At 64.2% G+C, this 25,225-nt stretch carries 24 protein-coding genes and 1 pseudogene; 15 read left to right on the top strand and 10 right to left on the bottom strand.

Features of this window, described 5'->3' with window-relative positions; all coding sequences use genetic code 11:
• The first annotated feature begins 261 nt into the window (after window positions 1–261).
• From AB0K18_RS10545 to AB0K18_RS10525, 5 genes are all read left to right on the top strand, one after another.
• Window positions 262–1,389 (top strand): NucA/NucB deoxyribonuclease domain-containing protein, encoded by a 1,128-nt coding sequence (locus AB0K18_RS10545; protein WP_364912853.1) that lies wholly within the window; start codon window positions 262–264, stop codon window positions 1,387–1,389.
• A gap of 28 nt (window positions 1,390–1,417) precedes the next feature.
• Window positions 1,418–1,984 carry a hypothetical protein gene (locus AB0K18_RS10540; protein WP_364912850.1) on the top strand — a complete coding sequence of 189 codons (567 nt, stop codon included), beginning with the start codon at window positions 1,418–1,420 and terminating at the stop codon, window positions 1,982–1,984.
• Window positions 1,985–2,293: 309 nt separating this feature from the next.
• Window positions 2,294–2,599 (top strand): transposase, encoded by a 306-nt coding sequence (locus AB0K18_RS10535; protein ID WP_364912848.1) that lies wholly within the window; start codon window positions 2,294–2,296, stop codon window positions 2,597–2,599.
• On the top strand, window positions 2,599–3,174 hold the full coding sequence (locus AB0K18_RS10530; RefSeq protein WP_364913600.1) for an IS3 family transposase: 576 nt from the start codon (window positions 2,599–2,601) through the stop codon (window positions 3,172–3,174). Before AB0K18_RS10535 ends, AB0K18_RS10530 begins: the two co-directional genes overlap by 1 nt.
• Before the next feature lie 42 nt (window positions 3,175–3,216).
• Window positions 3,217–3,435 (top strand): IS3 family transposase, encoded by a 219-nt coding sequence (locus tag AB0K18_RS10525; protein ID WP_364912846.1) that lies wholly within the window; start codon window positions 3,217–3,219, stop codon window positions 3,433–3,435.
• 339 nt (window positions 3,436–3,774) lie between these two features.
• Here the strand turns inward: AB0K18_RS10525 and AB0K18_RS10520 are convergent, their stop codons facing one another.
• Window positions 3,775–4,194, bottom strand: a complete 420-nt coding sequence (locus tag AB0K18_RS10520; RefSeq protein ID WP_364912843.1) for an HIT family protein — start codon at window positions 4,192–4,194, stop codon at window positions 3,775–3,777.
• Between the two features lie 997 nt (window positions 4,195–5,191).
• Between AB0K18_RS10520 and AB0K18_RS10515 the strand changes: the two genes are divergently transcribed.
• Window positions 5,192–6,796 carry a hypothetical protein gene (locus AB0K18_RS10515; RefSeq protein WP_364912840.1) on the top strand — a complete coding sequence of 535 codons (1,605 nt, stop codon included), beginning with the start codon at window positions 5,192–5,194 and terminating at the stop codon, window positions 6,794–6,796.
• Window positions 6,797–7,396: 600 nt separating this feature from the next.
• Here the strand turns inward: AB0K18_RS10515 and AB0K18_RS10510 are convergent.
• From AB0K18_RS10510 to AB0K18_RS10500, 3 genes and pseudogenes are all read right to left on the bottom strand, one after another.
• Window positions 7,397–7,549 carry a hypothetical protein gene (locus tag AB0K18_RS10510; RefSeq protein WP_364912837.1) on the bottom strand — a complete coding sequence of 51 codons (153 nt, stop codon included), beginning with the start codon at window positions 7,547–7,549 and terminating at the stop codon, window positions 7,397–7,399.
• Between the two features lie 105 nt (window positions 7,550–7,654).
• Window positions 7,655–8,831, bottom strand: a pseudogene (locus AB0K18_RS10505) (IS3 family transposase).
• A gap of 73 nt (window positions 8,832–8,904) precedes the next feature.
• Window positions 8,905–10,203, bottom strand: a complete 1,299-nt coding sequence (locus tag AB0K18_RS10500) for a hypothetical protein (protein ID WP_364912834.1) — start codon at window positions 10,201–10,203, stop codon at window positions 8,905–8,907.
• A gap of 93 nt (window positions 10,204–10,296) precedes the next feature.
• On the opposite strand from AB0K18_RS10500, the gene AB0K18_RS10495 reads away from it, so the two are divergent.
• The 6 genes from AB0K18_RS10495 to AB0K18_RS10470 all read left to right on the top strand — a co-directional run bounded on the left by AB0K18_RS10495 (window position 10,297) and on the right by AB0K18_RS10470 (window position 14,624).
• Complete coding sequence (locus AB0K18_RS10495) at window positions 10,297–10,653, top strand: hypothetical protein (RefSeq protein WP_364912832.1); 357 nt, start codon at window positions 10,297–10,299, stop codon at window positions 10,651–10,653.
• 72 nt (window positions 10,654–10,725) lie between these two features.
• A complete protein-coding gene (locus AB0K18_RS10490) occupies window positions 10,726–11,505 on the top strand; it encodes a plasmid pRiA4b ORF-3 family protein (protein WP_364912830.1) in 780 nt (259 codons plus the stop codon).
• A gap of 530 nt (window positions 11,506–12,035) precedes the next feature.
• The gene (locus AB0K18_RS10485; RefSeq protein ID WP_364912827.1) at window positions 12,036–13,253 is read left to right on the top strand and encodes a site-specific integrase; all 1,218 of its coding nucleotides are present in this window, start codon (window positions 12,036–12,038) and stop codon (window positions 13,251–13,253) included.
• Window positions 13,254–13,678: 425 nt separating this feature from the next.
• Complete coding sequence (locus AB0K18_RS10480; protein WP_364912824.1) at window positions 13,679–14,068, top strand: hypothetical protein; 390 nt, start codon at window positions 13,679–13,681, stop codon at window positions 14,066–14,068.
• Window positions 14,069–14,086: 18 nt separating this feature from the next.
• The gene (locus tag AB0K18_RS10475) at window positions 14,087–14,491 is read left to right on the top strand and encodes an integrase core domain-containing protein (RefSeq protein ID WP_364912821.1); all 405 of its coding nucleotides are present in this window, start codon (window positions 14,087–14,089) and stop codon (window positions 14,489–14,491) included.
• On the top strand, window positions 14,481–14,624 hold the full coding sequence (locus AB0K18_RS10470; protein ID WP_364912819.1) for a hypothetical protein: 144 nt from the start codon (window positions 14,481–14,483) through the stop codon (window positions 14,622–14,624). Before AB0K18_RS10475 ends, AB0K18_RS10470 begins: the two co-directional genes overlap by 11 nt.
• A 139-nt stretch (window positions 14,625–14,763) precedes the next feature.
• On the opposite strand, the gene AB0K18_RS10465 is transcribed toward AB0K18_RS10470, so the two are convergent.
• From AB0K18_RS10465 to AB0K18_RS10455, 3 genes are all read right to left on the bottom strand, one after another.
• Window positions 14,764–15,204 carry an Imm1 family immunity protein gene (locus tag AB0K18_RS10465; RefSeq protein WP_364912817.1) on the bottom strand — a complete coding sequence of 147 codons (441 nt, stop codon included), beginning with the start codon at window positions 15,202–15,204 and terminating at the stop codon, window positions 14,764–14,766.
• On the bottom strand, window positions 15,204–18,560 hold the full coding sequence (locus AB0K18_RS10460; protein ID WP_364912814.1) for a polymorphic toxin-type HINT domain-containing protein: 3,357 nt from the start codon (window positions 18,558–18,560) through the stop codon (window positions 15,204–15,206). The genes AB0K18_RS10465 and AB0K18_RS10460 overlap by 1 nt, the downstream gene beginning before the upstream one ends.
• Before the next feature lie 149 nt (window positions 18,561–18,709).
• Window positions 18,710–19,474: a hypothetical protein gene (locus AB0K18_RS10455; RefSeq protein ID WP_364912812.1), complete on the bottom strand. Its 765-nt coding sequence runs from the start codon at window positions 19,472–19,474 to the stop codon at window positions 18,710–18,712.
• A gap of 671 nt (window positions 19,475–20,145) precedes the next feature.
• Between AB0K18_RS10455 and AB0K18_RS10450 the strand changes: the two genes are divergently transcribed.
• Together AB0K18_RS10450 and AB0K18_RS10445 are read left to right on the top strand one after the other, a co-directional pair.
• Window positions 20,146–20,280, top strand: a complete 135-nt coding sequence (locus tag AB0K18_RS10450) for a hypothetical protein (RefSeq protein WP_364912810.1) — start codon at window positions 20,146–20,148, stop codon at window positions 20,278–20,280.
• Window positions 20,281–20,460: 180 nt separating this feature from the next.
• Complete coding sequence (locus tag AB0K18_RS10445) at window positions 20,461–20,928, top strand: integrase core domain-containing protein (protein ID WP_364912808.1); 468 nt, start codon at window positions 20,461–20,463, stop codon at window positions 20,926–20,928.
• Window positions 20,929–20,972: 44 nt separating this feature from the next.
• On the opposite strand, the gene AB0K18_RS10440 is transcribed toward AB0K18_RS10445, so the two are convergent.
• Both AB0K18_RS10440 and AB0K18_RS10435 read right to left on the bottom strand, forming a co-directional pair.
• Entirely contained in the window at window positions 20,973–21,599 is a 627-nt protein-coding gene (locus AB0K18_RS10440) for a hypothetical protein (RefSeq protein ID WP_364912805.1), read from the bottom strand.
• Window positions 21,596–22,150, bottom strand: coding sequence for a polymorphic toxin-type HINT domain-containing protein (locus AB0K18_RS10435; RefSeq protein ID WP_364912804.1), 555 nt, complete (start codon window positions 22,148–22,150; stop codon window positions 21,596–21,598). Before AB0K18_RS10435 ends, AB0K18_RS10440 begins: the two co-directional genes overlap by 4 nt.
• Between AB0K18_RS10435 and AB0K18_RS10430 the strand changes: the two genes are divergently transcribed.
• Entirely contained in the window at window positions 22,069–23,211 is a 1,143-nt protein-coding gene (locus AB0K18_RS10430) for a hypothetical protein (RefSeq protein WP_364913628.1), read from the top strand. The two genes, AB0K18_RS10435 and AB0K18_RS10430, sit on opposite strands and share 82 nt — an antisense overlap.
• A 1,169-nt stretch (window positions 23,212–24,380) precedes the next feature.
• Here the strand turns inward: AB0K18_RS10430 and AB0K18_RS10425 are convergent.
• A partial coding sequence (locus AB0K18_RS10425; RefSeq protein ID WP_364912801.1) for a tetratricopeptide repeat protein occupies window positions 24,381–25,225 on the bottom strand: 845 nt, incomplete at its 5' end.

The raw sequence follows: 25,225 nt of genomic DNA, 5'->3' as shown, positions 1-25,225 counted from the left end.
CGCTTATATGGAAGTTCTGTAGATGCTCGCCTACATATGCACTAACGATTGTCAAGGCTGTCAAATCTCGCAACCCTAGGATAAACAATCTACCGTAAGGTCATTCCGTTGGGGCTACTGTCCCACGGCCATGAGGCATGCCCTGGCGGGCATGGAAGGGAGAATACTGGTTTGCGATTCCGAGCAGCATTAGCAGCGACGGTGGGCCCACTCTTAGCCCTGGCCGTTCTCGCGCCATCGCCCGCCTTAGCCAATCCTCCGATGACCGACCCCGGAAACCCGCTCATCGCAAAACTGGAAAAGCATCGGCAAGGCCCATCCGAAGAACCTGGCCGAGTCAACCCAAACGCAAAGCGCAAAGCGGTAGTTCAGGATACCTGCCAGAGCACGCAACCCTCGCAGACCGAAGGCAAGCCCTACACGATCTGTTTCGAGCCGGCAGAACCCGCCGCTCGCAATGCGATCCAAGCTCTCGCTCGGCCGGCCGAAGTACCTGAATGGTGCGCCGACTTCTTGAATGAGTGGCCAACCAACCGAGTACAAGGGTGTTCACACCAACTGGGCACCATCATCGTGCGTCAAGGCGTCAAGCAGGTTGGCAAGTTCGAACTCGATCTGTGGAGCCTCATCACCGCGAACCCGGCAAAGAACGAAATCACCTTCGATCAATGGGTCGGAGCGGAAGACCTGGACGGACAAGGCTATGCCATCATGTTCACGGCAATCCCAGGTTGCAGCGGCCCCTGTAACGTCATGACAAATCCCTACCCTCCGACCGAGCTTGTGGAAGGAGAATACAAGAGAGTTCACCACGAACTCTCAGGCCAGCTCTCCGGCACTCAGGTCGAAGTCTCGAACGGAATCTTCCCCGAGGCCGAACTAGTCTTTATCCATCCGCTGGCAGTGGACGCGGTAACTGTCGTATCGGAAATCTTCGAGCCGCTCCGCTGTGATTACAAGGCCGCAGGCGGCGATATCGCCTACTACGGATGCGTCTTTCCCCTCTTCTGGGGGACTCACAAGGTCCCTCGGTCGATCCTTCTAGGCTACGCCAACCACATCGCCGAAGCCCAGACTGAGGGCCTTCCTGGCGCACCGCCCACGCCAGGCAACAACTATCCGCTGCATCGGATCAGGAACCAGTCAGACATCACCGAAAATCGCAACACCGCATGCCAGGATGCACCCAGCCCTCGTCCAGCCGGCTGGGAATGTGATGAGTATCCTCCAGCCTCGACCCTGGAGGGTGCGGCTACGAGCGGCGGCGACTATAGTTGGCGCCTTATCCCCATAGAACAAAACCAGGCTGGCGGCGCCCATTTGAAAGGGTTCTACCGGGACTACAGGCTCATCGCCAGGGACGCCTTCTACATTCAAGTCGTCAATTAACCAGGGCTTATCACGGTAGCCTTGCGTCATGAGCTCTGACATCCCTCCAACAGCGAGAGCGGTCGTCAACGTCTCCTACCACCAAATGCTCATCAAGGCGGCAGACGAGGAGACCTATACGGAGCCTCCGATGGGCGACTCCGCGCGGCTAGTGGTGGCGCGGAAGGACGCAGCAACCATCTGGGCTGACGTGCACACCGGTCCCGTTCAAGTGAGCGTTCAGATATGGGACCATCCACCGGAGCGGCAGTCGTCCGGCTGGGACAAGGTTGCAGAGATCGAACTCGTGACCTCCACGGGGCTCATGCGGGTGATGGGCTTCATGGACTTCCCGCCAGATGAACTACCGGTCCTGACTCCGCGAGGGCCCGGAAGCTACGGGGTACGCGTCCATACCCGCCGCCCGAACTCGGCAAGAGCAACAGGTGGAACCCCAAGCGCGATGGAGGAGTTCCTGATCGTGACCTGGCCTGTCAGCGCTGATGAGGGGTTCTCCTCAGCGGAGACGCAGCATGGGGAGGCTAGCTTGTCTGACCAGATCAGATCCTGGTCGAGCGCCAATAATGATCCCTTCGGCGACAGAGGGCGACTCTGAGCGCGCCATCGAACGTCGCAGCACGAGGGCCCATCCCAGCAGGAGTGGGCCCTCGAAGCTGTCCGCGTCCGCCTCACTTGCAGGGATCGGAGGAGCACCGCCCTCTTGTAACCCCAATCCTGCAAGACATCGACCCCGATGACGGCGCTCGAGTGAGCCCTTCCCACTCCAAGAAATTCCGATCGCCAGCCAGTAGCCACACCCGCAGCGGCATGAACCGGTCCGGGTTTCCTAGAGGCCCTGGTGTGCCCCGGGTTGAGTGGAGGTGGATTTCTGGATTCTTGTGCCGCTTGATGAGAGGAAGGTGGCATGGGACGACGGGGCTACCTGCCGAAGTTCCGGCGCAAGGTACTGGACCTGCTCAAAGCAGGTCGCGCGACCACCGAGTTGGCACATGACCTGGACATCAGCACGCAGACGATCTACACCTGGCGCCGCCAGGACCGCATCGATCGCGGCCTGGAGCCGGGCCTGACCAGCGGCGAGAAGGCCGAGCCGGCGGTCGCCAGACGGCGCATCGCCGAGCTGGAGACCGAGCTGCAGGCCACCCGGCGGGCGATCGAGCTGATCCGCCAGGCGGCACCCCCAGAAGACGATGTGAAGCCATCGCGGTGATGGCCGGCGAGGGCATCCCGGTCGAGGTCGCCTGCCGCGTCCTGAACGTGTCGGTGTCCGGCTACTACGCCTGGCAGGACCGCCCGCCCTCGCCGCGGGCCATCCGGCACGCCTGGCTGACCAGCCTGATCCGGCAGATCCACCAGGACTCGCGCGGCACCTACGGCGCCCGCCAGGTGCACGCCGAACTGACCCTCGGCCACCAGGTCACGGTCAGCCACGAAGCGGTGGAGCTGCTCATGCGCCGGGCCGGGCCGGAAGGACTCAGCGGCCGGCCCAAGTGGCGGCGCGCCAGACCGGACCAGATCGCCACCGACCTGGTCGACCGCGCCTTCACCTGGACCGGGCCCAAGCAGCTGTGGATCACCGACATCACCGAGCACCCGAACCCGCGAGGGCAAGGTGTACTGCTGCATAGTGCTGGACGCCTACTCCCGCCGGGTGGTCGGCTGGTCCATCGACTCCCTCAGACCGCCACGCTGGTGACCAGCGCGTTAGGCATGGCCATCGACAACCGCACACCACCCGCAGGAACCATCATCCACTCCGGCCAGGGGGTCCAGCTCGGATCCTGAGCCTTCACCCAGCGGGCCAAGGACTCCGGCCTGCTGCCCTCGATGGGCAGCGTCGGCGACTGCTTCGACAACGCCATGATGGAATCGTTCTGCTCCCGGATGCACGTCGAACTCCTGGACCGCCGAAGGTGGAACACCCGCATCGAACTCGCGAACGCGATCTTCGAATACCTGGAGATCTGGCACAACCGGCAACGACGACACAGCAGCCTGGGCATACTCACCCCGATACAGTTCGAGAACATACCCACCGTGGCATGACAATCCAGGAACCCGACTCCACCGAACTCGGGGCACACCACGGCCTCCATCAATCCCGGCGCGGTTCACACACCGCTACATCTGGAAGCCAGTCCCGGCTGGCGACGCCCACGTCCCACCCCTCGCCGTCCGCCTCCTGCGCACGTCGGCACCATCTGTCGGCACCATCTATAGATGACGGTCGCAGTGCTCGGCACGTGCTCTAACCCGTACGCAACTCGGTGATCTCCGCAGCGCAAGCTACCCGCTCCGATCGAAGTCGTCGCTGGTTTCAACAGTCACGCCCCGCGCCGTCCACGTGGGGTGAACCATGCGGACGGCGCCGGAGTGACGCCGCTTTCAGGACGCTGCGGCGGTTCTGATGTGATCGGCGAGTGGCGACAGCGACGACAGCGGCAGCTCCCTATGCGTCCATGCCTGCTTGAGTTCCTCGGGGGTGTAGCGGGGAAGCAGGTGAAGGTGGAAGTGGAACACGGTCTGCCAGGCCGTAGGGCCGGTGGCGTGCCAGATGTTCATTCCGCCCGGTTCCAGCGCGCGCCGCAGGAGGGCGGCGGTGTGCACAGCGCCCCGCATCAGCAGGCCCGCGCGGTCCGGGCCGATGTCGGTCAGGTCGCGACAGTGCTCGCGAGGGACGACCAGGGTGTGACCGCGAGTCGCCTGCGAGATGTCGAGGAAGGCGACCACGTGCTCGTCGGAGTAGACGATCTCCGCGGGGATCTCCCCAGCAACGATGCCGCAGAATGTACAGGTCCTAGTCATGGCCGCCCTTCCTCCACTTGATCGAACCAGAGCGTAGCGACGCTGATCAGGCTTGGGGAGAGCGGGGCGTGTCCAGAGCCTCCCAGAGCCTCACTGCGACCCGTACCGTCGAGCGGCGGTCGAATCGAGACTCGGTCCTCATCCACGGGCAGTGAAGAAACGGACGTAGACGCAACCACACGCAGCGCCGCGCGACGCCAGGAAACTGCCCCTTGAATGTCCGGCAGCAGCACGCCAGGCCACCTTCCCAGCCTGTGCTGCTGCCCGGACCGAGACTTTCGCGAAAGTGCCACGTCACGTGGGGCCTCTGCTCTCCGGCCGAGTGAGGGATGGCGAATGGATCATGGTATGTGCAGTTCTGCGGGCGAGTACGTACGGAGCACGCAACCGCCAGACGAAACATCGAGAACGCGTCCGATCCCACGTAAGCGCAGGTCAGACCATGATCAAAGCACGCCCTGCAGGATTCGGACCTGCGACCGTCGGATTAGAAGCAAGATCTTTAGGTGCCGCACCGTGCCGTTGGAGGACGATTCGTGCCGCCTCGGCGCGTTTTGCGTGTCAGGCGGTGCCGGGTCCTGACGGCGTGTGACGGGGCGTACGAGCACGCACCGAGCACGACTGACACCCTAATCGAAGAATCATTGCAGATGGCGCCACACGAATTCCCTACCCCGCAGCACGCCGGCACTCTGTAGCGATGACGGTCGCCGCGCTCGGCACGTGCTCAAACACGCGAACATCCGTCAGATCGCGCAACTGAAGGAAGCGAGCGACACCTGTCACGATTCGATATCAGTGCGCGAAAAGCCGAGACGATCGCCGACTGCCGATCTTGACGGAGCGTGCGATTTTCTGGCTTGATCAGGGCGTTTGGATCTTTCCCATCGCCTCACGAGCGGAGATCTCTGTGCGTCTGTTATCCATGGCACGTTCCCGCCCTCTCGCGTCACCGCCCGGCCGACTCGCACGCCGGTCGTTGAGCCTCGTCTCGGCCATGGCCGCGGTGGCCGGGCTCCTCGTCGCGCTGAGCCCGGCCGCTTCCGCCGCCGACACCACGACCGACCTCGGCGTGGACTACAGCTACTACAGGCCGGGCGATCTGGCCCTGGGCAACGGAAAAGTCTTCGTCTCGAGCGGGGGTCAACTCGTTGTCGCCGACACCAACGGTGACCTCCTGGGCGAGGTCGGCGGGCTGACAGAGGCCTCCGGGCTGGCGATGTCGCAGGACGGCGCGCACCTGTATGCGGCGCTGGTCGGTCCGCGACAGGTCGTCGAGATCGATACGGCCACCCTGGAGATCACCCGGCGCATCGACCTCCTGTCGTACCCGTGCCCGACGCACCTGGCGCGGTCCGGCGAATGGCTGTGGGTGGGCTACGGCTGCGACAGCAACTGGAACGGCGGCGTGGTCGGGCTCGATCTGACAGTGACGGCACCACAGCCGATCGTGGTCGCATCAGGGATCTCCGGTGCTCCACTGCTCGCCGCCAACGGGGGCACGCTGGTCTTGAGTCAACTGGGGACGAGTACCGGCCACCTGTTCGTCTATGACGTGAGCGGCACTCCCACCTTGCGCGGCGAGATCGACGGATTCACGCACGACCTCGGCAGAGTGGGCGATCTCGTCGTCACCCCGGACGGGTCGAAGTTCTTCTCGGTGGCCTTTCCCGGGCGCGGGACCGATCTGTGGGACGCCAACAGCCTGGAGCGAATCCGCACCTATGCGGGAGAGTCGACCGTCGAAGACTCCTCCTCAGCCGTCGCGATCAGCCCGGACGGGGCGTACGTGGTGGTCGGGCAGGGTGACGGCGCGAACCTCGTGATGTACGACGCGGTGACGGGGGCGACGATCCACGCGCTCGACAACCCGGCGGTGGCCGGAGGCACAGACCGCCTCGCGTTCTCGGGGACGGACGTCTTCGCCGTGAAGACCGCCTCCTCCGGGCGGCTCCACCTGTGGCGGGTGGAGGACATCACCTTCCCGGCCTCCGCGCTGACGCTGACGCCCCCGTCCGGCGGGGTGGTGAACCAGCTGCTCACGCTGACCGGCCGCCTCGAACTGCCCGGCGGAGCGGCGACGGGAGCCAAACCGCTCACGGTGACCCGCCGCCTGCCCGACGGGACCACCGAGACGCTCGCCGGCGTGACGACCGCGCCCGACGGGACCTTCACCGTCACCGACACCCCGGCGGCCGGCGGGGCGTATACCTATGCCGTGCTCTGGGACGGTGACGACCACGTTCGCTGGAGTACGGCTTCGGCGAAGGTGACGGTCAAGAACACCTCGTCGCTCACGGTGACGGGGCCCTCGGAGTGGCCCGTCGACGCTGCCCTGACGCTCAGCGGCGTGTTGCTGCCCGCGCCCCCGCCCTCGGGATGGGGTTACCCGCTCACGGTGAAGCGCACCGTCACCAACGCCAACGGCACCGTCACGACCACGCTGCCGGGCGCGGCCGGCCGTAAGAACGGGACCTACAGTTTCTCCGACAGACCGGCCGAGACAGGGCACTACACCTACACCGTCGAGTGGGCGGGGAACGCCGACTATACGCCCGCGAAGGCCGACCACGAGGTGGAGGTCAAGGAGAGCATCGAATAGTCGCACGCTCCGGGTCGGGATCGGGCGGGACCGCCCCTGACCTCCTCGAGGCGCTCACCGCGCGCTCATCTCGGGGAGGTCAGGCGGCCGCAAAACTCGGCGGTGACACTCTGGAGAATGCGATTCATGTGCCCCAGCTCGTCCTCCGTAAGCTCCCAGCTGAGCTCGGCCCGGACCTGGAAGTCGTTGTTCACCAGCGTCACCTCCAACTCCGCCAGGAGATCGCGCGGTAGTCTGCCGATACGAACTCTGCGCCTGCCGATGATCGCGTCCGTCCACGTCATAGCCCTACAAGGGCTTCGCATGGCGTACTCGACCTCCGGCCGTCAGGAGAGGGAGGCGTGTACGGGCCTTCCCTGTCTTGGCCTGCGCGAAGAGACAGCAGGAGCTGGCACGTGCCGCGGTAAGCCGTGACCGTGTTCGGACTGGCCTTCATCTGCCGAGCCAGCCGGTCGGTGAAGACCCCCTGCAGGATGGGGGCAAGATCGGTCACCGGGTCACCTGCCCGTCGGCCTGCACGAGCCTGTCGGCTGCCAGGGCGAGGATCTCGGGGACGGCCTGGAGGCACCAGTAGGTCGACTTCGGGTCCACATGGCCGAGTCAGGTGGACAGCAGCTGGAGCTGGACCTGCATGCTCCCGCCGTCGCGATACCAGTCCAGCATCGTCGCGACGGTGAACGTATGCCTCAAGTCGTGCAGCCGGGGATCACGGCGGCCGGGCGGTGCCTGGATGCCCGCTGCCGCGATCAGCATGGCGAAAGTGTGCTGGATGTTGTGCCCGTCTAGTACTCCAGCCGCACTTAATGGTCGATGTGAGGGGCCGCGGTGATTCCGGACAGCCGTCTTATGGGGCGTAGCCTATGCGGCTGTTTGGGCTGAGAGGGACTCGTTGAGTACCTCCATGGGTGTTCGGTAGCCGAGCGCCGAGTGCAGGCGCCGGTGGTTGTAGAACCCTTCGATGTAGCGGATAACTTGCCGTTTGGCTTTGGCTCGGGTGGTGAAGACGAAGCGGTGCAGCCACTCGTTCTTGAGCGCGGAGAAGAACGATTCGGCCATCGCGTTGTCCCAGCAGACGCCGGTGCGGCCGACCGAACGGCGGATGCCCTGGCCGGTCAGGAAGCGGCCGAACTCCTCCGAGGTGTAGTTCGAGCCGCGGTCGGCGTGGAACACCGCGCCGCTCGGGAGCAGGCCGGTGCCGGTGGCCATCCGGATCGCGTCTTTGATCAGCTCGGTGCGGTAGTGATCGGCCATCGCCCAGCCCAGCACCGCCTTGCTGTGGCAGTCGATCACGGTGGCCAGGTAGAGGAAGCCCTCCCAGGTGCGGATATAGGTGATGTCGCCGACCAGCTTGACGCCCGGACGGGCGGCGGTGAAGTCCCGGCCGACCAGGTCGGGGATGCCACGGGAGTCGCCGGCGACGGTGGTGGCCGGCCGGAACGCTCGCACCTGGGCCGGGATGGGGCCCTGCTCGCGCATCAGGGCACGGACCAGTTCGGCCGAGCAGCGCTCGCCGCGGCGGGCCAGGGCGGCGTGCACGCGCCGGTAGCGTAGGTCTCGTGCGAGCCGGCGAAGATCTCGGTGACCAGCGCGCCCAGCAGCGTGCGGCGTTGCGCGGTGGCCGAGGCCGGCCGCCCGCGCCACTCGTAGTAGCCCGAGCGGGACACGCCCAGCCAGGCGCACATCCGCGCAATGGAGTGACGGGCCTTCTCCGCGTCGATGAGCTCGTACTTGGCGAGCGTCATCGAGTCTCGGACGCGAAGAAGGCGGCCGCTTATCTCAGGAGGATCAACTTCTCGCGCAGCTCGGCGTTCTCCCGCTTCAGCTCCCTGATCCTGGCCCGTTCCGGAGCCGAGACCGGCCGCTGCTGCTCCTCCTGCGCGCTGGCGACCCGATGCCGGTTCACCCAGCTGCCCAAAGTGCTGGCATTGATGTCGAACTCCCGCGCCACCGACGCGACCGTCCGATCGCCCTCCAGCACCATGCGGACGGCTTCTTCCTTGAACTCCGGCGAGAACTGCCGGCGACGCCTCGTCACGTACCTACCTCTTTCAGACTGCTGTCAGCTTATGTAGCTGGCTGTCCGGGATCTTCGAGGCACCTCACCCGCCCTATTCGATGCGGCGCAGGTCCATGGTGTCAGATCCGTTCCACCGGTTGTTCGTGGCTGCCCGGCGGGATCGCTCTGCCAGTTCGCCGGTCAGGCCGGTGCGCTCGATGCACCATTCGACCCACTGCGGCAGCAGATCGAGTGCGGCCTCGGCGTACTTCTCGATGTAACCGTCCGCGATGAGGATCACGGCGTGCTCGATCCGGTGCGGGGAGCAGGCGTAATAGCCGGGCCCGGGCAGGTGGGACCAATGGTCGGCGAGCGTGGCGACATCTTCCCGTTCGGGCCGACGGTCATCTCGATCGCGTAGCCAGGCGGTGAAGTCGTCGATGATCGGGTTCAGGTCCAGCTGAGGCTTGGGCCCGAGAGCGACGGTGAACGACCCGCAGAGCGCGCGGGCGCGCTGGCGCAGGCGGAAATGCTCGGCGATGAGCTGTCGCGACTCACTGCCCATCAGCAGGGCACCCACGAGGTCAGAACGACACAGCGGATTCAACAGGTCGCGGGCTGTGGCCTGGTCGCACGGAGCCGGTTGAGCGAAGGCGGGTGCCGCGTGCGCCCCGACTGCGGCTCGCCACTCAGTCAACGCTTCCTGCGGTGAGGCGAAGACGCCGGCATGCACGACCCGGTCTCCGGTGCAACGGTCGATGTCCCAGCAGTACCAGTGCGGGTCTTGCTCGCCCCAGGCGAAGGGGGCCAGGAGCGCGTACCGCGAGCCGTACGCGTCAGCCAGCAGCAGTGGTTCCCCGGCCGGACCGGCCCGGAGGACGTCACTCGGCCATCCGGAAGCGATGCCGGTTTTGGCCAAGGCCGCCGTGGCGTCCGTGATGGCTTCTCGAACGGCGAGGTCGGGGTCGCGGCGTAGCATCTGCCCGCTGGGCGGTGGGGTCATCGCCGCCAGCCCGTGCAGCAACCGCCACAGGTCATCCACCTTACTGCCGGTACGCGCGCCGATCTGGATCTTGTCGCGGACGAGATCGGCCAGAGCGGCCAAGTACTGGTCCCAGTGGAAACCCATGGTCTCGGTCTGAGTACGTGCCCACAACTCCTCGCCCACCAGGTCGACGACGGCGTTCTCCAGCCGCAGCGGCGAGTGGGCGGGCAGGTCGGCGAGGCGCTCGATGATCGCATTCTGAGAGTCCGGCCACCATTCATCCCCAGCTGTGTCCAGCAGCAAATCAAGCAGCCCGGAACGAGGATCGGGTGCGGGCCGGCGGGCGGCCATTTGCAGCGCGCGCCGAGCAGGATGACCGCTGACCCCTCGCCTGGGGCTTGCCTTCGCCTTGCGCTTCTTCGCCACGACACCCGATCCTACGGATGTTCGCGAGCCAGGAGGGCTCGTTCGCGCAGTGCGGGCGGCTGAGGCGAACTCCCGCGTCATACCCTGAACGCTATGCAGGAGGAGTTGCGAGCGTTTACCGAGTGGGTGGGCGAAGGCCGGAAGCTGACCCAAACGGGGAAGCTGACGCTGTCGGACGCGCGGACGCTGGTGGCGCTGCTGAAGACCGGCGACGAAATCGACCCGAAGATCGGCGACCGGGTGTTCCGGACGAAGAGCAGCACCGAACTGCCCGAACTGAACCTGATCGTGGAATGGGCCAAAGCGACCGGGCTGGTCAGGGTAGTCAAGGGACGGCTGCTGCCAGCGAAGAAGGCGGCACCGCTGCTGAATGACCCGAAGCGGTTGTGGGAGGCGTCGTTCACAGCACTGGGGAAGATGAGCCAGGCGCTCTTTCCTAAGAATTACTGATACTCATCCCTGGTCGGCGAGGAGTTCGCGCTCATCTGGCCGGCGTTGCAGCGTAGGTTGTACGGTGGACCGGTGTCCGTCGCGAATCTGCGGGAGCTGGCCTGGCAGATCGCCTCGCCGTACTACGAGATGCGCGACCCGCAAGCGCAACGGCGAATGACCGATCAGGACATCGATCGGCTGCTGACCGTCCTGGCGCGGCTGGGCGTGGTGGAGCTCACGGAGGAGACGGCAGCTCTGACTCCGGCAGCCGTCCACGCCGTACAGCGCACCCTGGGTGAAGCCGCACCAGGAGAGCCGATCCACCAAATCCTGGTGACGCTCCAGGACAGCGCCGATCCGGTGATCTGGCGGCGCCTGCTCGTCTCCCCCGCGACCACCCTCGCCAGGCTGCACCACATCCTGGTCACGGCGATGGGCTGGGAGAACAGCCACCTCCACCTGTTCACGGTGGACGGCGTCCTGTACGGCCAGGCATCACCCGAATGGGAGTTGGACGTCCGGGACGAAAAGAAGACCCAGCTGCAGGACGTACTCACACAAGCCGGGGCGGCCATGGAGTACGAGTACGATCTGGGCGACAGCTGGCGACATGACATCGTGCTGGAGGACATCCTCACCGCGGAGGAAGGAGCCCGTTACCCGATACTGGTGGACGGGGCGGGCGCCTGCCCGCCACAGGACGTCGGCGGCATCACAGGCTACGAACACTTCCGGCGGGCGCTGGCCGATCCCAGGCACGACGAGCACAATGAATACGTCCATTGGGCCGGCCTGAACAGCGCGCAGGAATTCGACCCCGCCCGGTTCGCGCTTGAAGCCACCCGAAAGGCGTTGTCGTCGGCCGGGTGATCCGTCTCCCCTTCTGCCGCCAGTCACGTGGGACGTCGCGGCCTTCAAGGCCGGCCACGCCATAGCCTCTGACGTCGGGAGGGCACAAGCGTGATCGCCAGTCTTGCCCCTGGAGCGGAGGTCAGGTTCAAGCTGACAGCTCGGGACGACCACGGGTGAGGGTCAGCGTGTGGTGGGCTCACCTCGTACGATGCGACGCCCCCTGATGAGTTGAGGGCGTACGCGTTCACGCTGCCGGAAGCGAAACAACGCCAAAAGGCCGGACAGAGGCCCAACGTCCGCCAGCACCAGAACGCCCTGAAGCCTCCCAGCGGGCAGCCAACCGGTACGGAGCGCTGGCCCGGCTCAACCTGAGTTCCCCGCACCCTGGACATTGCCCTGAGGTCATCCCCTGATCGAGTGCGAGCCCTGGCCGGCGCGTCTGTCGTCGCCCACCGTGAGAGGAGGAGGTGGGACAGATGCCGAAGACTCGTGTGCAGGTCAGCAGGCGATGCGGCTGTGTGGATGCAGAAACGGGACACCAGCGAGGGGTGACGTGTCCGCGTCTGCCAATAGACGACGACCATGGCAGCTGGTACTTCGCGGTGCAGGTGCGCGGCCTGGACGGGCAGCGGCAGCGCATCCGCCAGGGCGGCTACGCCGACCCCGAGGAAGCCCAAGCGGCAGGCCGCGCCCTGGCCGCTGCCGACCATGACGGCGCAGGGGCCGGATGCACCCTTGAACAGTGGCTGGCACGCTGGCTGGCCACCAAGAACGCCCTACGTCCGTCGACCCGGCAAGGCTACGCCACACACATCCGCCTCTACCTCATCCCGCAGCTGGGACGGATCCTGCTCCACCAGCTCACCTCTCGCGATGTCAACGGACTGCTCGCGACGCTGGCGTCCCGCCCCTCGCCGACCGGCCGCCGACTGTCGCCCGCCACCGTGGTGCGAATTCACGCCACCTTGTGGACCGCACTGAACGCCGCGGTGCGCGCCCGGCTGATCCCCATCAACCCGGCCAACGGCGCCGAACTCCCCCATCCCCGCCGACCGCATCCAGTCGTCTGGACCGCCGGGCGGACGGCCCGATGGCAGCAAGCGGGAGAGCGCCCGGCGGTGGCGGTCTGGACCGGACAACAGCTCGCGACCTTCCTCACCGGCGTCGCACAGGACCGCCTGTACGCCGCTTGGTGGCTGGCCGCACTGCGCGGCCTACGCCGCGGCGAGCTGGCCGGGTTGCGCTGGACGGACATCGACCTCCAGACCGCCGAGCTGACGGTGACGCAGCAGCGAGTGCACGCCGACGGCCAGGTCGTGACCGGGCCACCGAAGAGCGCCGCCAGCTGCCGGGTGGCGGCCCTGGACGCGGAGACCGTACGGGTGCTGACCCGGCACTATGAGCGCCAAGAGAAGCTGAGCGCGGCGCCGGGCACCCGTTGGCAGGATTCGGGGTACGTGTTCACCACCGCGGATGGGGCGCCGTTGCGGCCGGACTACCTCACCGGCCGGTTCCGCCGGCTGGTGGCCGCCTCCGGACAGCCCCCTATCCGGCTGCACGACCTACGGCACGGCGCCGCCACCCTGGCACTGGCCGCGCACACCGACCTGAAGGTGGTGCAGGCCATGCTCGGGCATGCCAGCATCATGCTGACCGCCGACACCTACGTCTCGGTGCTGCCAGAGGTGGCCCACCACGCGGCCCAGGAGACGGCCCGGCTAGTGCTCAGTGCCGCGTCCGCGCTGGGGCGGCCGCTCGGCGGCTGACCCAGCTTTGCCTCACATCTGCCCCACACCATCATCAAGCGTGACCATAATGTGGGTCTCCGCTGGTGGAGAAGCGCGCCCTGCAGGATTCGAACCTGCGACCGTCGGATTAGAAGCAAGATCTTTAGGTGCCGCACCGTGCCGTTGAAGGACGATTCGTGCCGCCTCGGCGCGTTTTGCGTGTCAGGCGGTGCCGGGTCCTGACGGCGTGTGACGGGGCGTACGAGCACGTACCGAGCACGGCCGGGCCACTCTATTCGACATTGCGCCGCGGCCCTGGATGGATCCCGCGCTCCAGTGTCAACGACGCCATCGATAGACGACGGTCGGAGTGCTCGGCACGTGCTCCAACCTGTACGCCACTCCCGTGGACGCAACTCCGACCCCGACGAGACCAACTCAGCGGCATCCTCCTCGAATACCGCTTGACCTGCACGGACGGAATTTTCGGCAGGCGCAGGCCGCCAACCGTCCGCTCCATCCGCACACGCTTCCTGCGCCTGGTCCGAGAGAACCCGTCCTGGGGATATTGGCGCGTTCACGGCGAGCTCACCACACTCGGCCTCAAGGTCGCGCCGTCCACCGTCTGGGGGATCCTCAAGCAGGAAGGCATCGGCCCAGCACCCGAGCGAGCTTCCACCACCTCGGCCGACTTCCTGCGCTCCCAAGCCGACGCACTCCTAGCCTGTGACTTCATCGAGACCGTCACCCTCAACGGACAGCGCCACTACATCCTGGCCGTCATCGAGCATGCCACCAGGCGTATCCTCGTGCTCGGCACCACCGCCCACTTAACCGCGGCCTGGGTCGCCTAGACGTTAAGGAATCTCGTCATGGACTTGGAGGACGCGGGCTGCCGGGCACGATTCCTTATCCGAGACCGCGACAGCAAATTTCCCGCTCTCATGGACGAGATCCTCATCGCAGCCGGTATCTCCACCGTGCTCACCGGCATCTGGATGCCGCGGGTAAACTCCATCATGGAACGGTGGGTGCAGAACTGCCGCCGCGAACTCCTGGACCGCTGCCTGCTCTGGAACGAACACCACCTCCGCCACGCTCTGGCCGAGTACGAACACTTCTACAACGAGCATCGCGCCCATCCAGCCCTGGACCAAGCAGCCCCGCTGCGCACCATCCCCGATCCGATCACGGCCCCAGAGCGAATCCTCGACCTGAAGATCCGCCGACGAGACCGGCTCGGCGGCGTCCTCCACGAGCACTCACATGCCGCTTGACCAGCATGGATGCAATTTTCGGCAGGCGCAGTCTCGCAAGACCGTGCGTTGCTACGCCACAACCGCCAGCGCCGACGAACTCATCATCGACGAGCGCGCGATCCTCGATGCCTACCTTCCCTACCTGCACTAACGCTGGGATCAAAGCTGCCGCACATATAGGTGTCGATCGCTGTGCTCGACACATACTCCCTGAGCTTGCTCCGCTTAAGTCCACCCAACCAGACGCCGCCCGACACGCATGCCGTTCACTCGCTCAACCGACTCCGTGGTCACGTAAATTCAGCTGTCTTCCATATAACGGAGGTAGGGCACTGACCTCCAGAAGAAATAAACTCTTTGAGTGCCAATCGCACCTGGTCGATTGCGATTTCCGAATGAGCGGGAAATTCAGTCGCGTGACCCATAATGCAATAGATCGGCTCACTTCGCGTTTCTGATGGCCCTGCCGTTACTAGATTGCCATGCTCGTCGTCCATAAATGCAAGAATTCCAACAGCGAGAAGCGAATCAATGCCAACGAGTAGCTCATGATCAGGAGTTCCTGAAGACAAGCTTTGCCGCTCCAGCGAATGAATCTGCGCCAGATTGCGATCGATGGGAGCGGACGCCAACGCGTCGATAAGCGTGTCGGCATCTTGGGATGTACTCAGCAACATCGGTTCCTTGCTGTGTTCGGACAGATACCGAGCTACGGCCCGAGGTTTCTTCATCAACGACCTCCGTAAGTCTTTCCTCCAGGTGGCCCTCCTGGCCATCTTACCGTAAGTTCGTTCTCGCCGAGAAGGTCGTCCAGCACCCTGTCACAGCCTAGTGGAATCGAACACGGGCCGTTTGGGTTATTTATTTCTAGGTCTGCCTTTTTGATGCCGTCCCGAGCCATGATGGCAACCATCTTCTGCTCTACATCGCTGGCCCGCCATGAGGTATACGCCCCCTTGATGTGGCCCGTTTCGCGCAGCCTATTATTAACCCAACTGATTAGATCGGCATCTCTCTTCTTATCGCCACTTCTAAGATCGTACGTCCTACTGCCATCCGCAGCTTTCCCTCGACCACTTGTTCCGCGCCCCGGAACATAGGGGGGCAGATCGTCACAGCCTGGGTCATCAACATTATGGACTAGAACTGACGCACTACCAGCTACGACATGGTAGGTGTGCAAGTCGTCGACTGTTAGGTTGTGGACTCGCTCGACAGTGGTCCATGCCTGTACTGCGGCGACCTGGACGTATGTACCGGCCGCTGTTTGTAGCCACATGCCGGGCTGCAAACTGCCAGCGTCGACCCACAGATGCAGGGCAGGCACCCAGAAGGGGTGGTTGTCCGTCGCAGTGATCGTCCCAGTGGGGCCGGAGACGCCTCCGTCGGTCTCCACGGTGATCTCGACCAGTCGTTTGGTTCCGATGCCGTCAATCAGCGCCGTTACGGGGCGAGCCGCTGTCCGGCCAGTGTCCGGATCGGAGGCGACAACCATGTCACCGATATTTATTGCCTCTATGGGCTTGGTGGAGCCGCCGGCCATGAGTACTTCGGTGCCGGAAGTGAAGCTATTGGGGGGGCCGTCGCAGGAGAAGATGGTTGGAGGTGGCGGATCGCCGTAGTCGGTGTCGGTTGACTGGTGAGCGTCGACGACGCCGACACCGTCGATGCAGAGCCCAGTAAGGTTCCAGGCATCATCGCAAGTGATGATGGAGTCGGTGACGGAGTCGAGGCCGCTCTCCACACCGGCAAGATCTGCAAGTGAGTCAACGCCTATTTGGATGCGGTTGGGATTCTCGCATGGTGCTCCAGGAGCGAGAGGACACTTCTCTTCAATGGAAAGCTCTCCTTCCTCAAAACAGGTTTTGCAGTCTGGACGTTTGACGTTGACCCAGCGATAGGTTGGTCCATTATCCTTCTTGCCTGTTCCTCGCGGACCCTTAGTGGGAGGGACAGGTGCGAGCGGTGGAACTGGCGGCGGCACGGGAACCACGGGAGGAACTGTAGGATTGCCTCTTTTCTTCTCCCCTTTTTTCTTCGGAGGGGATGTTTTGTTTGCACCGTCCTTTCGGCACGCGTTCGCAAATTCGGCGCACTTACCAGGCGCCGGGGGTGGGTTACAAGAAGCGGTCCTACCCCATTTATCCTTACATGCGCCGCCACTGCCCTCACCCTCGAGTGGATCTGGGGTGAAAACTACACAGAGAGGTATAAACCACCAGGCGCGCGTAACGCAATCCAGAGGAATTGATGCATGGCCATTCGGGTCGGTATAGCGAAGCGGACTGCCATTGCCATATGCGTAGCGATTGTTGTGGATTGAGGGGATAGGAGGCAAGGTCCAACTGTCCCTGGAGATGAACGTACCGATCCCTGGTTGGTACCAGCGGGCGTGCATGTTGACGTTGCCGGTGTCGGGGTCGGTGTATTCGCTCTGGTAGCCGAGGGCGGGTTTGGTACCGGTCTCGGCGGTGACTTCGCCGAAGGGGTTGTAGGTGGTGGTGCTGGACAGCGCAGTTCCGGTGAACGTGCCGACCAGGTCGTGGTGGAGGTCAGTGAGGGCGCCGGTCGCGGGCGTGGTGCCTTCCTTGATGCTGATCAGGCCGCCGAACGGGTCGCGGCCGTAGCTGGCTTGTACGGCACCGGTCTGGTCGGTGATGGCGATGATGTCGTTGTCGAGGCCGGCGTAGGCGAAGTGTTGCTGGGCGGCGCCGCTTCGCTGGCGGGTGGCCATGCGGTCGAAGGCGTCGTAGGTGTAGGTGGCGTCGCCGTCGTTGATGAGCCGGTCGAAGGCGTCGAAGGTGAGGTTGCGGGTGACGCCGTTCTTGGTCTGGGTGGCCAGGGTGCCGCGCGGGGTGTAGGTGTAGGTGCTGCCGTCGCCCTCGGTGAGCCGGTTGCGTTCGTCGTAGGTGTAGGTCTTGTTGCCGGCTTTGGTGCGGTTGCCGGAGGCGTCCCACTCGTAGGCGGTGGTGGTGCCGTCGGGGCCGGTCCAGGAGGTGAGGCGGCCTGCGTGGTCGTAGCCGTAGGTGTTGCTGCCGGCTCCGGCGAGGCCCTCGGTGACCTTGCTGGTGAGGTTGTCGTCCTTGTCCCAGCCGTAGGTGATCTTAGAGAGCTGGCCGCCGCTGCTGTCCTTCAGCGTGTGTGTGTCTACTCTGTCCAGGGCGTCGTAGGTGAAGGCCTGGGTGTTGACCGGATTGGCTGAGGTGATGGTCGTCAGCCGGTCGGCTCGGTCGTAGGCGTAGGTGTTGGTGCGGCCGCTGACCGGGTCGGTGACGGTTTTGAGCCGGTCGTCGGCGTCCCAGGTGTAGGTGGTGGTGCCGGTGATGTCCACACGCTGGGTTGGGTTGCCGACCGCGTCGTAGGCGAAGGTCGTCGCGGTTCCGGTGGGCGGGGTGAGCTTGGTGAGCAGACCGCGGTCGTTGTACTCCAGCGTCTGGTCACTGACCTTGGTGGGGCGGTCGGCCAGGTCGTAGCCGTAGGTCTTGTCGGTGGCGACGATGCCCGCACCTGATCCGCTGACCTTGGTCAGCCGGTTGAGGTTGTCGTACTCCTTGTCGTGCTGGACGCCACCGGGCTGGATGAGCGCGGTCTCGTTGCCGTTGGCGTCGTAGACGTGCGTCCAGGTGCGGTCGGCCACGTCGGGGTGCGCTGCGGTGGCCGGTTCGGTGAGTGTTTCGATTAATCCGAGCGTGTTGTAGCCGGTCCAGGTGGCGTTGCCCCGGCCGTCGGTGACGCGTGTGCGGGCGCCGGCGGCGTCGTAGCCGAAGCTGGTGGTGATCGACTCGTCGGCGGAGACCGGCTCGACCATCTGCGTGAGCAGGTTGGTGGCGTCGTAGGTGTAACGGGTGACGTGGCCTTCGCCGGAGGTGTGGCGGATCGGGTTGCCGGCCGCGTCGTAGCCTAGGCCGACGGCGCGTACCGTCGCGCCGGTGTTGTTCAGGCTTTGCACCTCGGTGAGGCGTCCCGCCAGGTCGTAGCTTCCGGCCATGGTGTTGCCCAGGGCGTTGGTGGTCTTGGCGGGACGGCCGAGCGCGTCGTAGCTGTAGGTGCGACGGCCCGAACGATTCCATGCCAAATACCGGCGCATACGCCGTCACGCTCCATCACCACAACGAGGGACACCCGCACGCGGGCATCGGACGTCACTCCACCCCACCCGGCAGGCAAGACCCGGAGAAGATGCTGCCAGGGGCCCAGCCGCTACGAAGCGGGGCTGATCCGGAATGCGGCGCACCGCTAGGGACGCGTAGACGGCCGCCCCTTGCGCAGCAGCAGGGTCACGGCTGCATCACCCAGCAGGTACCTGGCCGGACGCGACCCAGGGATTTCCTGGCCTCTGAGCAGCCTGCGGATCTGCTGAGGTCCTACCGGCTTCTTGGCCAAACACTCAGCGAGTTCGGCGGCCGTCGCTGTGAGAGCATCTTGCTCGTCTGCCTCGCTCGCCGACAGTTCCTGCTCAGCTGCGTCTTCCCTCATGCCGACTGCCTCGTCTACTCCGTCATCCTCTTTGTCGCTGGGAGACTCGGCGGCGTCCACGGCTTGCCGGCGGTCCACCGCCCATTGTTTGATGCGCAGATCGATCAAGTCGTGCATCCGGTTGGCGACTCGCGCCGTGACGACCTCGTCAAGCTTCTCCTCGAATTTCTCCTCGAAGAGACGCTCGAAGCGCAGATCGAAACGCTCATGGAAGTCGGCTTTATCTGCCCACGTATTCGCCCACACCGTGAACAGGGTGTCGAATACCTCCTCAAGCCAGGCGTCGAAGCCCTTCTTCAGCTCATGGTCCTGCCACGCGTTGATACGGCTGGCAAACCGGGAATCGAACCGGGTGTCGAACTGGTCCCGGCAACGGCCATCCACCTTGTCCGCCCATACCGGCATCCGCCGGTCCAGCTCTGCGTTGAAACCCTCCCTGAACCGGTCGTTGACCCACTGACCGAATCGGGTCTGGAACCACTCCTCGAACTGCTCCTCTGTCCACCGTGAATCCCTAAGTCTCATGCAACGCCCTCGCCAACGAGCAGGAGATCTGGATCAATCAAGTGACGATACAAAGCAATCGTGCAGGTCGGATAGAAGGCGATCAGGCACTCTTTGATCTCTAGAGAGATAGAAGGCGTGACCGAAAGTGAAAGGTCTCCGTCAAGAACGAGTAGACATCCATGCCCAGCCCAAATCGGTAGCCTGTGGTCAGAAACTCGGTCACCTTATGCGATCTGCGCGTATTCATGGATCAGGTCTGCGCCTGCCGATAATTGCCTCCACCCAGGTCGTGGCCCTGCGAGGGCTTCGCGTGACGTACGCGAGCTCCGATCCCCCGAGAGACGGGAGCGCGTACGGCAGGATGATCCGCTGTGCTCCTTCGCCTGGCGTACCTGACCGTCACGAACGCCTTCGCCGCGCTGCGGTTGCTTCCTATGAGCGATCGGGACAAGGACGTAGAGATCCTCGTCCTGCGTCACCAGATCACCGTCCTTGAACGCCAACTCAGCGCTGACACCAGAGTGAAATCCGCACCCGAGGACCGAGCCTTCGTTGCCGCGCTCCTAACCTCTCTGCCCCGCGAGGTCCTAGGCCGGCTACGGCTCCTGGTCCGGCCCGACACCGTCCCACGCTGGCACCGCGATCTGATACGACGGCGCCATGCCCTAATCTGCCGGCCAAGGCGGCCCATGCAGTCACCCACGGCCCGCTCCATCCACGCCCTCATTCCGCGCCTGGTCCAGGAGAACCCCAACTGGGGCTACCGGCGTGTTCACGGAGAGCTCATCACCCTCGGCATCAAGGTGGCACCATCCACGGTCTGAGAGTTCCTCAAGCAGGAGGGACTCGAGCCAGCGCCCGAGCGGGCATCCACCATCTGGGCCGACTTCCTGCGCTCGCAAGCAGACGCCCTACTGGCCTGCGACTTCATCGAGACCATCACCCGGAACGGCCAGCGCCGATACATCCTGGCCGTCATCGAGCACACCACCCGGCGCATCCGGGTGCTCGGCACCACCGCGCACCCCACCCCAGATTGGGTCGCCCAGGCGATCAGGAACCTGGTGACAGATCTGATCGATACGGGTTACCGACCGCGATATCTGATCCGAGACAGGGATGGGAAGTTCCCCGCGCTCATGGACGAGATCCCCGCCGAAGCCAGCATCAAGACCGTGATCACCGGCATCCGGATACCGCGCATGAACTCGATCATGGAGCGGTGGGTGCAGTCGTGCCGCCGCGAACTCCTCGACCGATGCCTCATCTGGAACGAAAACCACCTACGGCACGCCCTACGTGAGTACGAACGCTTCTACAACCAGCACCGAGCCCACCAAGCCCTGAACCAAGCAGCGCCGCTGCGTACCGTCCCCAATCCGATCACGGATCCAGAGCGAATCACCGACCTGAATGTACGCCGACGCGACCGACTCGGCGGCATCCTCCACGAATACTCACACGCCGCTTGACCAGCATGGATAGAATTTCGGCAGGCACAGCACTTATTCAAGGTCTACGCAGGAGGACACTTCTCACCACGAGCAAGCCAGGCCTTCAAGTCTTCCCTCTCTGAGGCCGTTCGACGCCCTGCCAGATATCGCCGTGCCGCCTCCTGCAGCGTTGAGGAACAATGAGGTTTCGGCAACACCGCAACGCCGATTTCCTCTTGCCAAACCGTTCCGACGACGAATACTGAGCCGCTCATAGAAGACATCACAAATCCGGGATAGCCGTACCCGGAGCCGACGACACCGGACGCTGCTCCTTGCCCAGCCAAATCCCATCCAGCCTGGAGCTCCACCGCTCCCCACTCGCACTCCCACCAGGCCGGGTCTGATGAGTCATCGGACGCCTCCCGAGCTCGGTCAAAATCCGGATCGATACCTGGATCCAGCGATACGAGGAATTCATGCTCGCCCGAAAACAGCCCCGCCTCAGACGAGAGCGCATACCAGTCACGGTTGAATATTTCGACCGAATGGGGGTTGCTGCGGCTGACCGTGCGATCATAGCGCCCCTCGCCCGGGCCGACCGTCGTCATCACCGACGCCACCCAGGTAGGAATTCCCGTTCGCCTTCTGGGTCCAAGGAATTTCATGCCGAAACTTGACATGAGTTCGGCGATCAACTGCTCGTTCATCGGATGACCCATTCGCAATGTAGACTAGTCGCAGAACGATCTAAGATTCTTATAGTTGTGGTTTTGGACCCAGACATATTTGCCATCCTTTTCGAGAATTCTAAAGCTATTATTTCCTTCAACTCCGTAGATTTTCGCCCCGTCCCACCACCTATTTTTACGCGGATCCCCCCTAACCCAGTGTGCGGATCCGGCGCCCTATACCGATAGAAGTCTAGACTGCCATCAGAATTTTTACGCTGCCCAAGGCTGCCGTCTTTAATAGCTCTGAGCATATCAGTGACGAACGAAGGAATGCGCTCGGCATTGTGAACCAGGACCGCAACGTCGCCTATCAGGACATGATAGGTGTGCACGTCGGCGATAGTCAGATTGAAAACCTGCTGCGCTGCCGTCCAGCGCTTAACGTCAGCAACCTGAATCCAGGTACCGGCAGAGGTGCGGAGCCAAGATCCCGGATGAAGATACGTTGCATCGACCCACCTTCGTGGCGCAGGCGCCCACGACGACGGCGGGCAAGGAATGGAAGAAGACCTTCCAGAAGAGCGCACAAGCCGACGGCTACCGCAGCAAGCTGGTTACCGCCGCACGGGATGGTGAAGCGTTCAGCCTCCTGACGGGCGAGCCTGTGAAGTGGAATCGCGCGGATCAAGTCGAAATGACTTGGTACGAGTTCGCCTGCAAGTTCGCCGACTTCAAGTGGAAGTCCGCCTCAGCGAAGTACCGGCAGGACATCGCCCGAGCCCTCACCGCCGCCACGCCCGCCCTGCTCAGGAACGGCAAGGGCAAGCCAGACGACCTCACCCTACGAACGGCCATGCGCCGCTGGGGGTTCAACAGCAAGCAGCGTGCCGAGTCCCCCGAAGAAATGGCCGATGCGCTGGCATGGCTCGCCAAGAACACCCTGCCGGTTTCCGCGCTTGCCGAAGCCGCAACAGTGCGGAGCATGCTCGACACCGCCACGGCAAAACTCAGTGGTAAACCCGCAGCCACGAGCACGATTCGCAGGAACAAGACCATCCTTCAGAACGCCCTCGACTACGCCATCGAACTCAAGCTCTTGACCACGAATCCGATCAAGTCGCTGAAATGGAAGCCGCCGAAGGTGACCTACGAGGTGGACAAGCGCAGCGTGGTCAATCCAGCGCAGGCACGCCGCCTGCTCACCGAGGTCGGCGCACAGAAGCCGAGCGGAAAGCGTCTCGTGGCTTTCTTCGGCGCCATGTATTACGCCGGCCTACGTCCCGAAGAGGCGGTGAACCTCCGGAGGGACAACGTCACCATCCCCGAGCTGGTCGCAAATCCCGAGACCGGCGAGATGGAGCCACCAGCCGACGATTGGGAGAACTCCACCTCGCCAGTGCAGCACCCTTCGCCGGCCGCGAGTGGACCGATGACGGCGCCCTGCGCGAAGAAAGGGCGCTCAAGCACCGCGCCGAAGGTCAGACACGCTCTGTGCCATGCCCTCCCGCGCTCACCAAGCTCATCCGCGCCCACCTCGCCGAGTTCGACACTGGCCCCGGCGGACGGCTCTTCACCGGCGTTCGCGGTGACGAACTGCCCAGCATCACTTACCGGCGTGTCTGGGCCAAGGCGCGAGCAGAGGCCCTAACCGAAGCAGAGGCGTCATCGCCGCTCGCGAAGCGCGTCTACGACCTGCGCCACGCCTGTGTCTCGACCTGGCTCAACGCGGGCGTGCCGGCCACGCAGGTTGCCGAGTGGGCAGGCCACAGCGTGGAAGTCCTCTTGAGGATCTACACCAAGTGCATCGTCGGCCAGGACCTGGCCGCCAAGCGTCGCATCACTGCGGCTCTGGACGACGATCCGTGAGCCTCGCAACCGTGGGCGGACATTGGGCGGAGACGCCCGCAAACGATCGATGAGCGCCGTAGACAGCCGGACATGCGAGCGCCCCGCCTTCCTGTATCCGTGCAGGTGAGGCGGGGTTTTCCCTCGTCATGATCTGCGCGCCCTGCAGGATTCGAACCTGCGACCGTCGGATTAGAAGCAAGATCCTTTAGTGTCGCGGAGTGCCATTTGACAGTAGTTCGTGCCGCCTTCGCGCGCATTGCGTGTCGAGCATTGCCGGGCTTTGACGACGCGTGACGGGGCGTACGAGCACGCACCGAGCACAGCGGACACCGTGATCAACTATCGTGCCACACCTTCGCATTGTGGATCCCACGCCAGCCCGCACCCACATGAAGTCTGGGTTGACGCCTGTGCGCTCGGCGCGTGCTCCAACGCCGCCGACCGCTCTACCTGAACCGCACCCTGGGCGACGTCATCCAGTCCTGTGCCGGCCACCCACGACGATCCGCCCACAGGCATCGAGAACCTGGACCCGCTGCCTCTTGACCTGCACGGATGTAATTTTCGGCAGACACACACTCGACAAGCTGCTGAGCGAGGCGATGCGCCGTGCCCGCGAAGCCGATACCCCATGGGATCTAGTCGGCCAGGCCGTGGGAGGGATGACCCGCCAGGGCGCCGCCCAGTTGTACAGCCGTCTGCACAAGCGCAACACGCTCTGATCAAGGAAGGCCCGTTCATGCAGGGCGTGCATGGCTTGTGTGTCCGCCTGCCCACGAGCCCGCGTGCCGAGCGCCAGGTTCTGAAGGCGTGTGCAGGACGTCCCGTCCTGTCAGGAAGGACGGTGAAGCCGTGGGACTGTCCAGGAGGTCTCCGCATCGTGGCGTGTTGTTCTCGCGTTCATGATGGCGAGGCTCCCGAAACGGCTGGCAGGGGAAGGTACAGGGCATTCTGTGAGCCGTTGACACGTCAGGAGGCCGGGTGGACGCCATGGCAGCGTTTGACCTTCCTACCCGAACCACACGGACAAGGGGCGTTACGGTCTCGACCGCTAAATCGGGCGGGCACCTGTTCACAAGATTGCTTGGTATGTTCGCGAATCACGTCCAGGTGCTCTCGTAAGACCTTGACATTAGGGTGGTTGGGGCCAAACGCCGCGTTGGTGATGGCCAGCGCCCGTTTCTGGAGCGAGACCGCTTCACCAGAGCGGCCCAAAACACGAAAACTCTCCGCCAGGTTCGCCAGTCGAATGGCCACGTCCGGGTGGTCGGGGCCGAGCGCCGCTTCGGTGATGGTCAGCGCCCGCTCCTCCAGCGAGGCCGCCTCACCGGGGTGGCCCAAACCACGAGAACTCGCCGCCAGGCCCCCTAGAAAGGAAGCCACGTTCGGGTGATCGGGGCCGAGCGCCGCTTCGGCGATGGCCACCGCCTGTACCCCCAGTTGAACCGCCTCATCATGATAGCCCAATGCACTGAAACTCAGCGCCAAGTTCCCTAGCAAGGTAGCCACGTGTGGGTGGTCGCGGCCAAGCGCCGCTTCGGTGATGGTCAGCGCCCGTACCCCCAACTGAACCGCCTCATCATCGCGTCCCAGCTCACGATAACTCGACGCAAGATTCCCCAGTCCGATAGCCACGTTCTGATGGTCGGGGCCGAGCGCCGCCTCGAAAATGGCCAGCGCCCGTTCCTGTAGCGGAACCGCCTCACCAGGGCGGCCCAACTCACGATAACTCGACGCAAGATTCCCCAGTCCGATAGCCACGTTCTGATGGTCGGGGCCGAGCGCCGCCTCGAAAATGGCCAGCGCCCGTTCCT

The organism is Nonomuraea sp. NPDC049421, from assembly GCF_040677005.1.
In the GTDB taxonomy this organism is placed as follows: Bacteria; Actinomycetota; Actinomycetes; order Streptosporangiales; family Streptosporangiaceae; genus Nonomuraea; species Nonomuraea salmonea.
The sequence above is the reverse complement of the archived record's forward strand: the minus strand, read 5'-3'. Positions and strand labels throughout refer to the sequence as shown.

What these genes read in the sequence shown, in the direction of transcription:
- AB0K18_RS10545 (WP_364912853.1), top strand. Translation starts at nt 262, where the DNA reads ATGACCGACCCCGGAAACCCGCTCATCGCAAAACTGGAAAAGCATCGG.
- AB0K18_RS10540 (WP_364912850.1), top strand. Translation starts at nt 1,418, where the DNA reads ATGAGCTCTGACATCCCTCCAACAGCGAGAGCGGTCGTCAACGTCTCC.
- AB0K18_RS10535 (WP_364912848.1), top strand. Translation starts at nt 2,294, where the DNA reads ATGGGACGACGGGGCTACCTGCCGAAGTTCCGGCGCAAGGTACTGGAC.
- AB0K18_RS10530 (WP_364913600.1), top strand. Translation starts at nt 2,599, where the DNA reads ATGGCCGGCGAGGGCATCCCGGTCGAGGTCGCCTGCCGCGTCCTGAAC.
- AB0K18_RS10525 (WP_364912846.1), top strand. Translation starts at nt 3,217, where the DNA reads ATGGGCAGCGTCGGCGACTGCTTCGACAACGCCATGATGGAATCGTTC.
- AB0K18_RS10520 (WP_364912843.1), bottom strand. Translation starts at nt 4,194, where the DNA reads ATGACTAGGACCTGTACATTCTGCGGCATCGTTGCTGGGGAGATCCCC.
- AB0K18_RS10515 (WP_364912840.1), top strand. Translation starts at nt 5,192, where the DNA reads ATGGCCGCGGTGGCCGGGCTCCTCGTCGCGCTGAGCCCGGCCGCTTCC.
- AB0K18_RS10510 (WP_364912837.1), bottom strand. Translation starts at nt 7,549, where the DNA reads ATGCTGATCGCGGCAGCGGGCATCCAGGCACCGCCCGGCCGCCGTGAT.
- AB0K18_RS10495 (WP_364912832.1), top strand. Translation starts at nt 10,297, where the DNA reads ATGCAGGAGGAGTTGCGAGCGTTTACCGAGTGGGTGGGCGAAGGCCGG.
- AB0K18_RS10475 (WP_364912821.1), top strand. Translation starts at nt 14,087, where the DNA reads ATGGACTTGGAGGACGCGGGCTGCCGGGCACGATTCCTTATCCGAGAC.
- AB0K18_RS10470 (WP_364912819.1), top strand. Translation starts at nt 14,481, where the DNA reads ATGCCGCTTGACCAGCATGGATGCAATTTTCGGCAGGCGCAGTCTCGC.
- AB0K18_RS10465 (WP_364912817.1), bottom strand. Translation starts at nt 15,204, where the DNA reads ATGAAGAAACCTCGGGCCGTAGCTCGGTATCTGTCCGAACACAGCAAG.
- AB0K18_RS10460 (WP_364912814.1), bottom strand. Translation starts at nt 18,560, where the DNA reads ATGCGCCGGTATTTGGCATGGAATCGTTCGGGCCGTCGCACCTACAGC.
- AB0K18_RS10455 (WP_364912812.1), bottom strand. Translation starts at nt 19,474, where the DNA reads ATGAGACTTAGGGATTCACGGTGGACAGAGGAGCAGTTCGAGGAGTGG.
- AB0K18_RS10450 (WP_364912810.1), top strand. Translation starts at nt 20,146, where the DNA reads ATGCAGTCACCCACGGCCCGCTCCATCCACGCCCTCATTCCGCGCCTG.
- AB0K18_RS10440 (WP_364912805.1), bottom strand. Translation starts at nt 21,599, where the DNA reads ATGAACGAGCAGTTGATCGCCGAACTCATGTCAAGTTTCGGCATGAAA.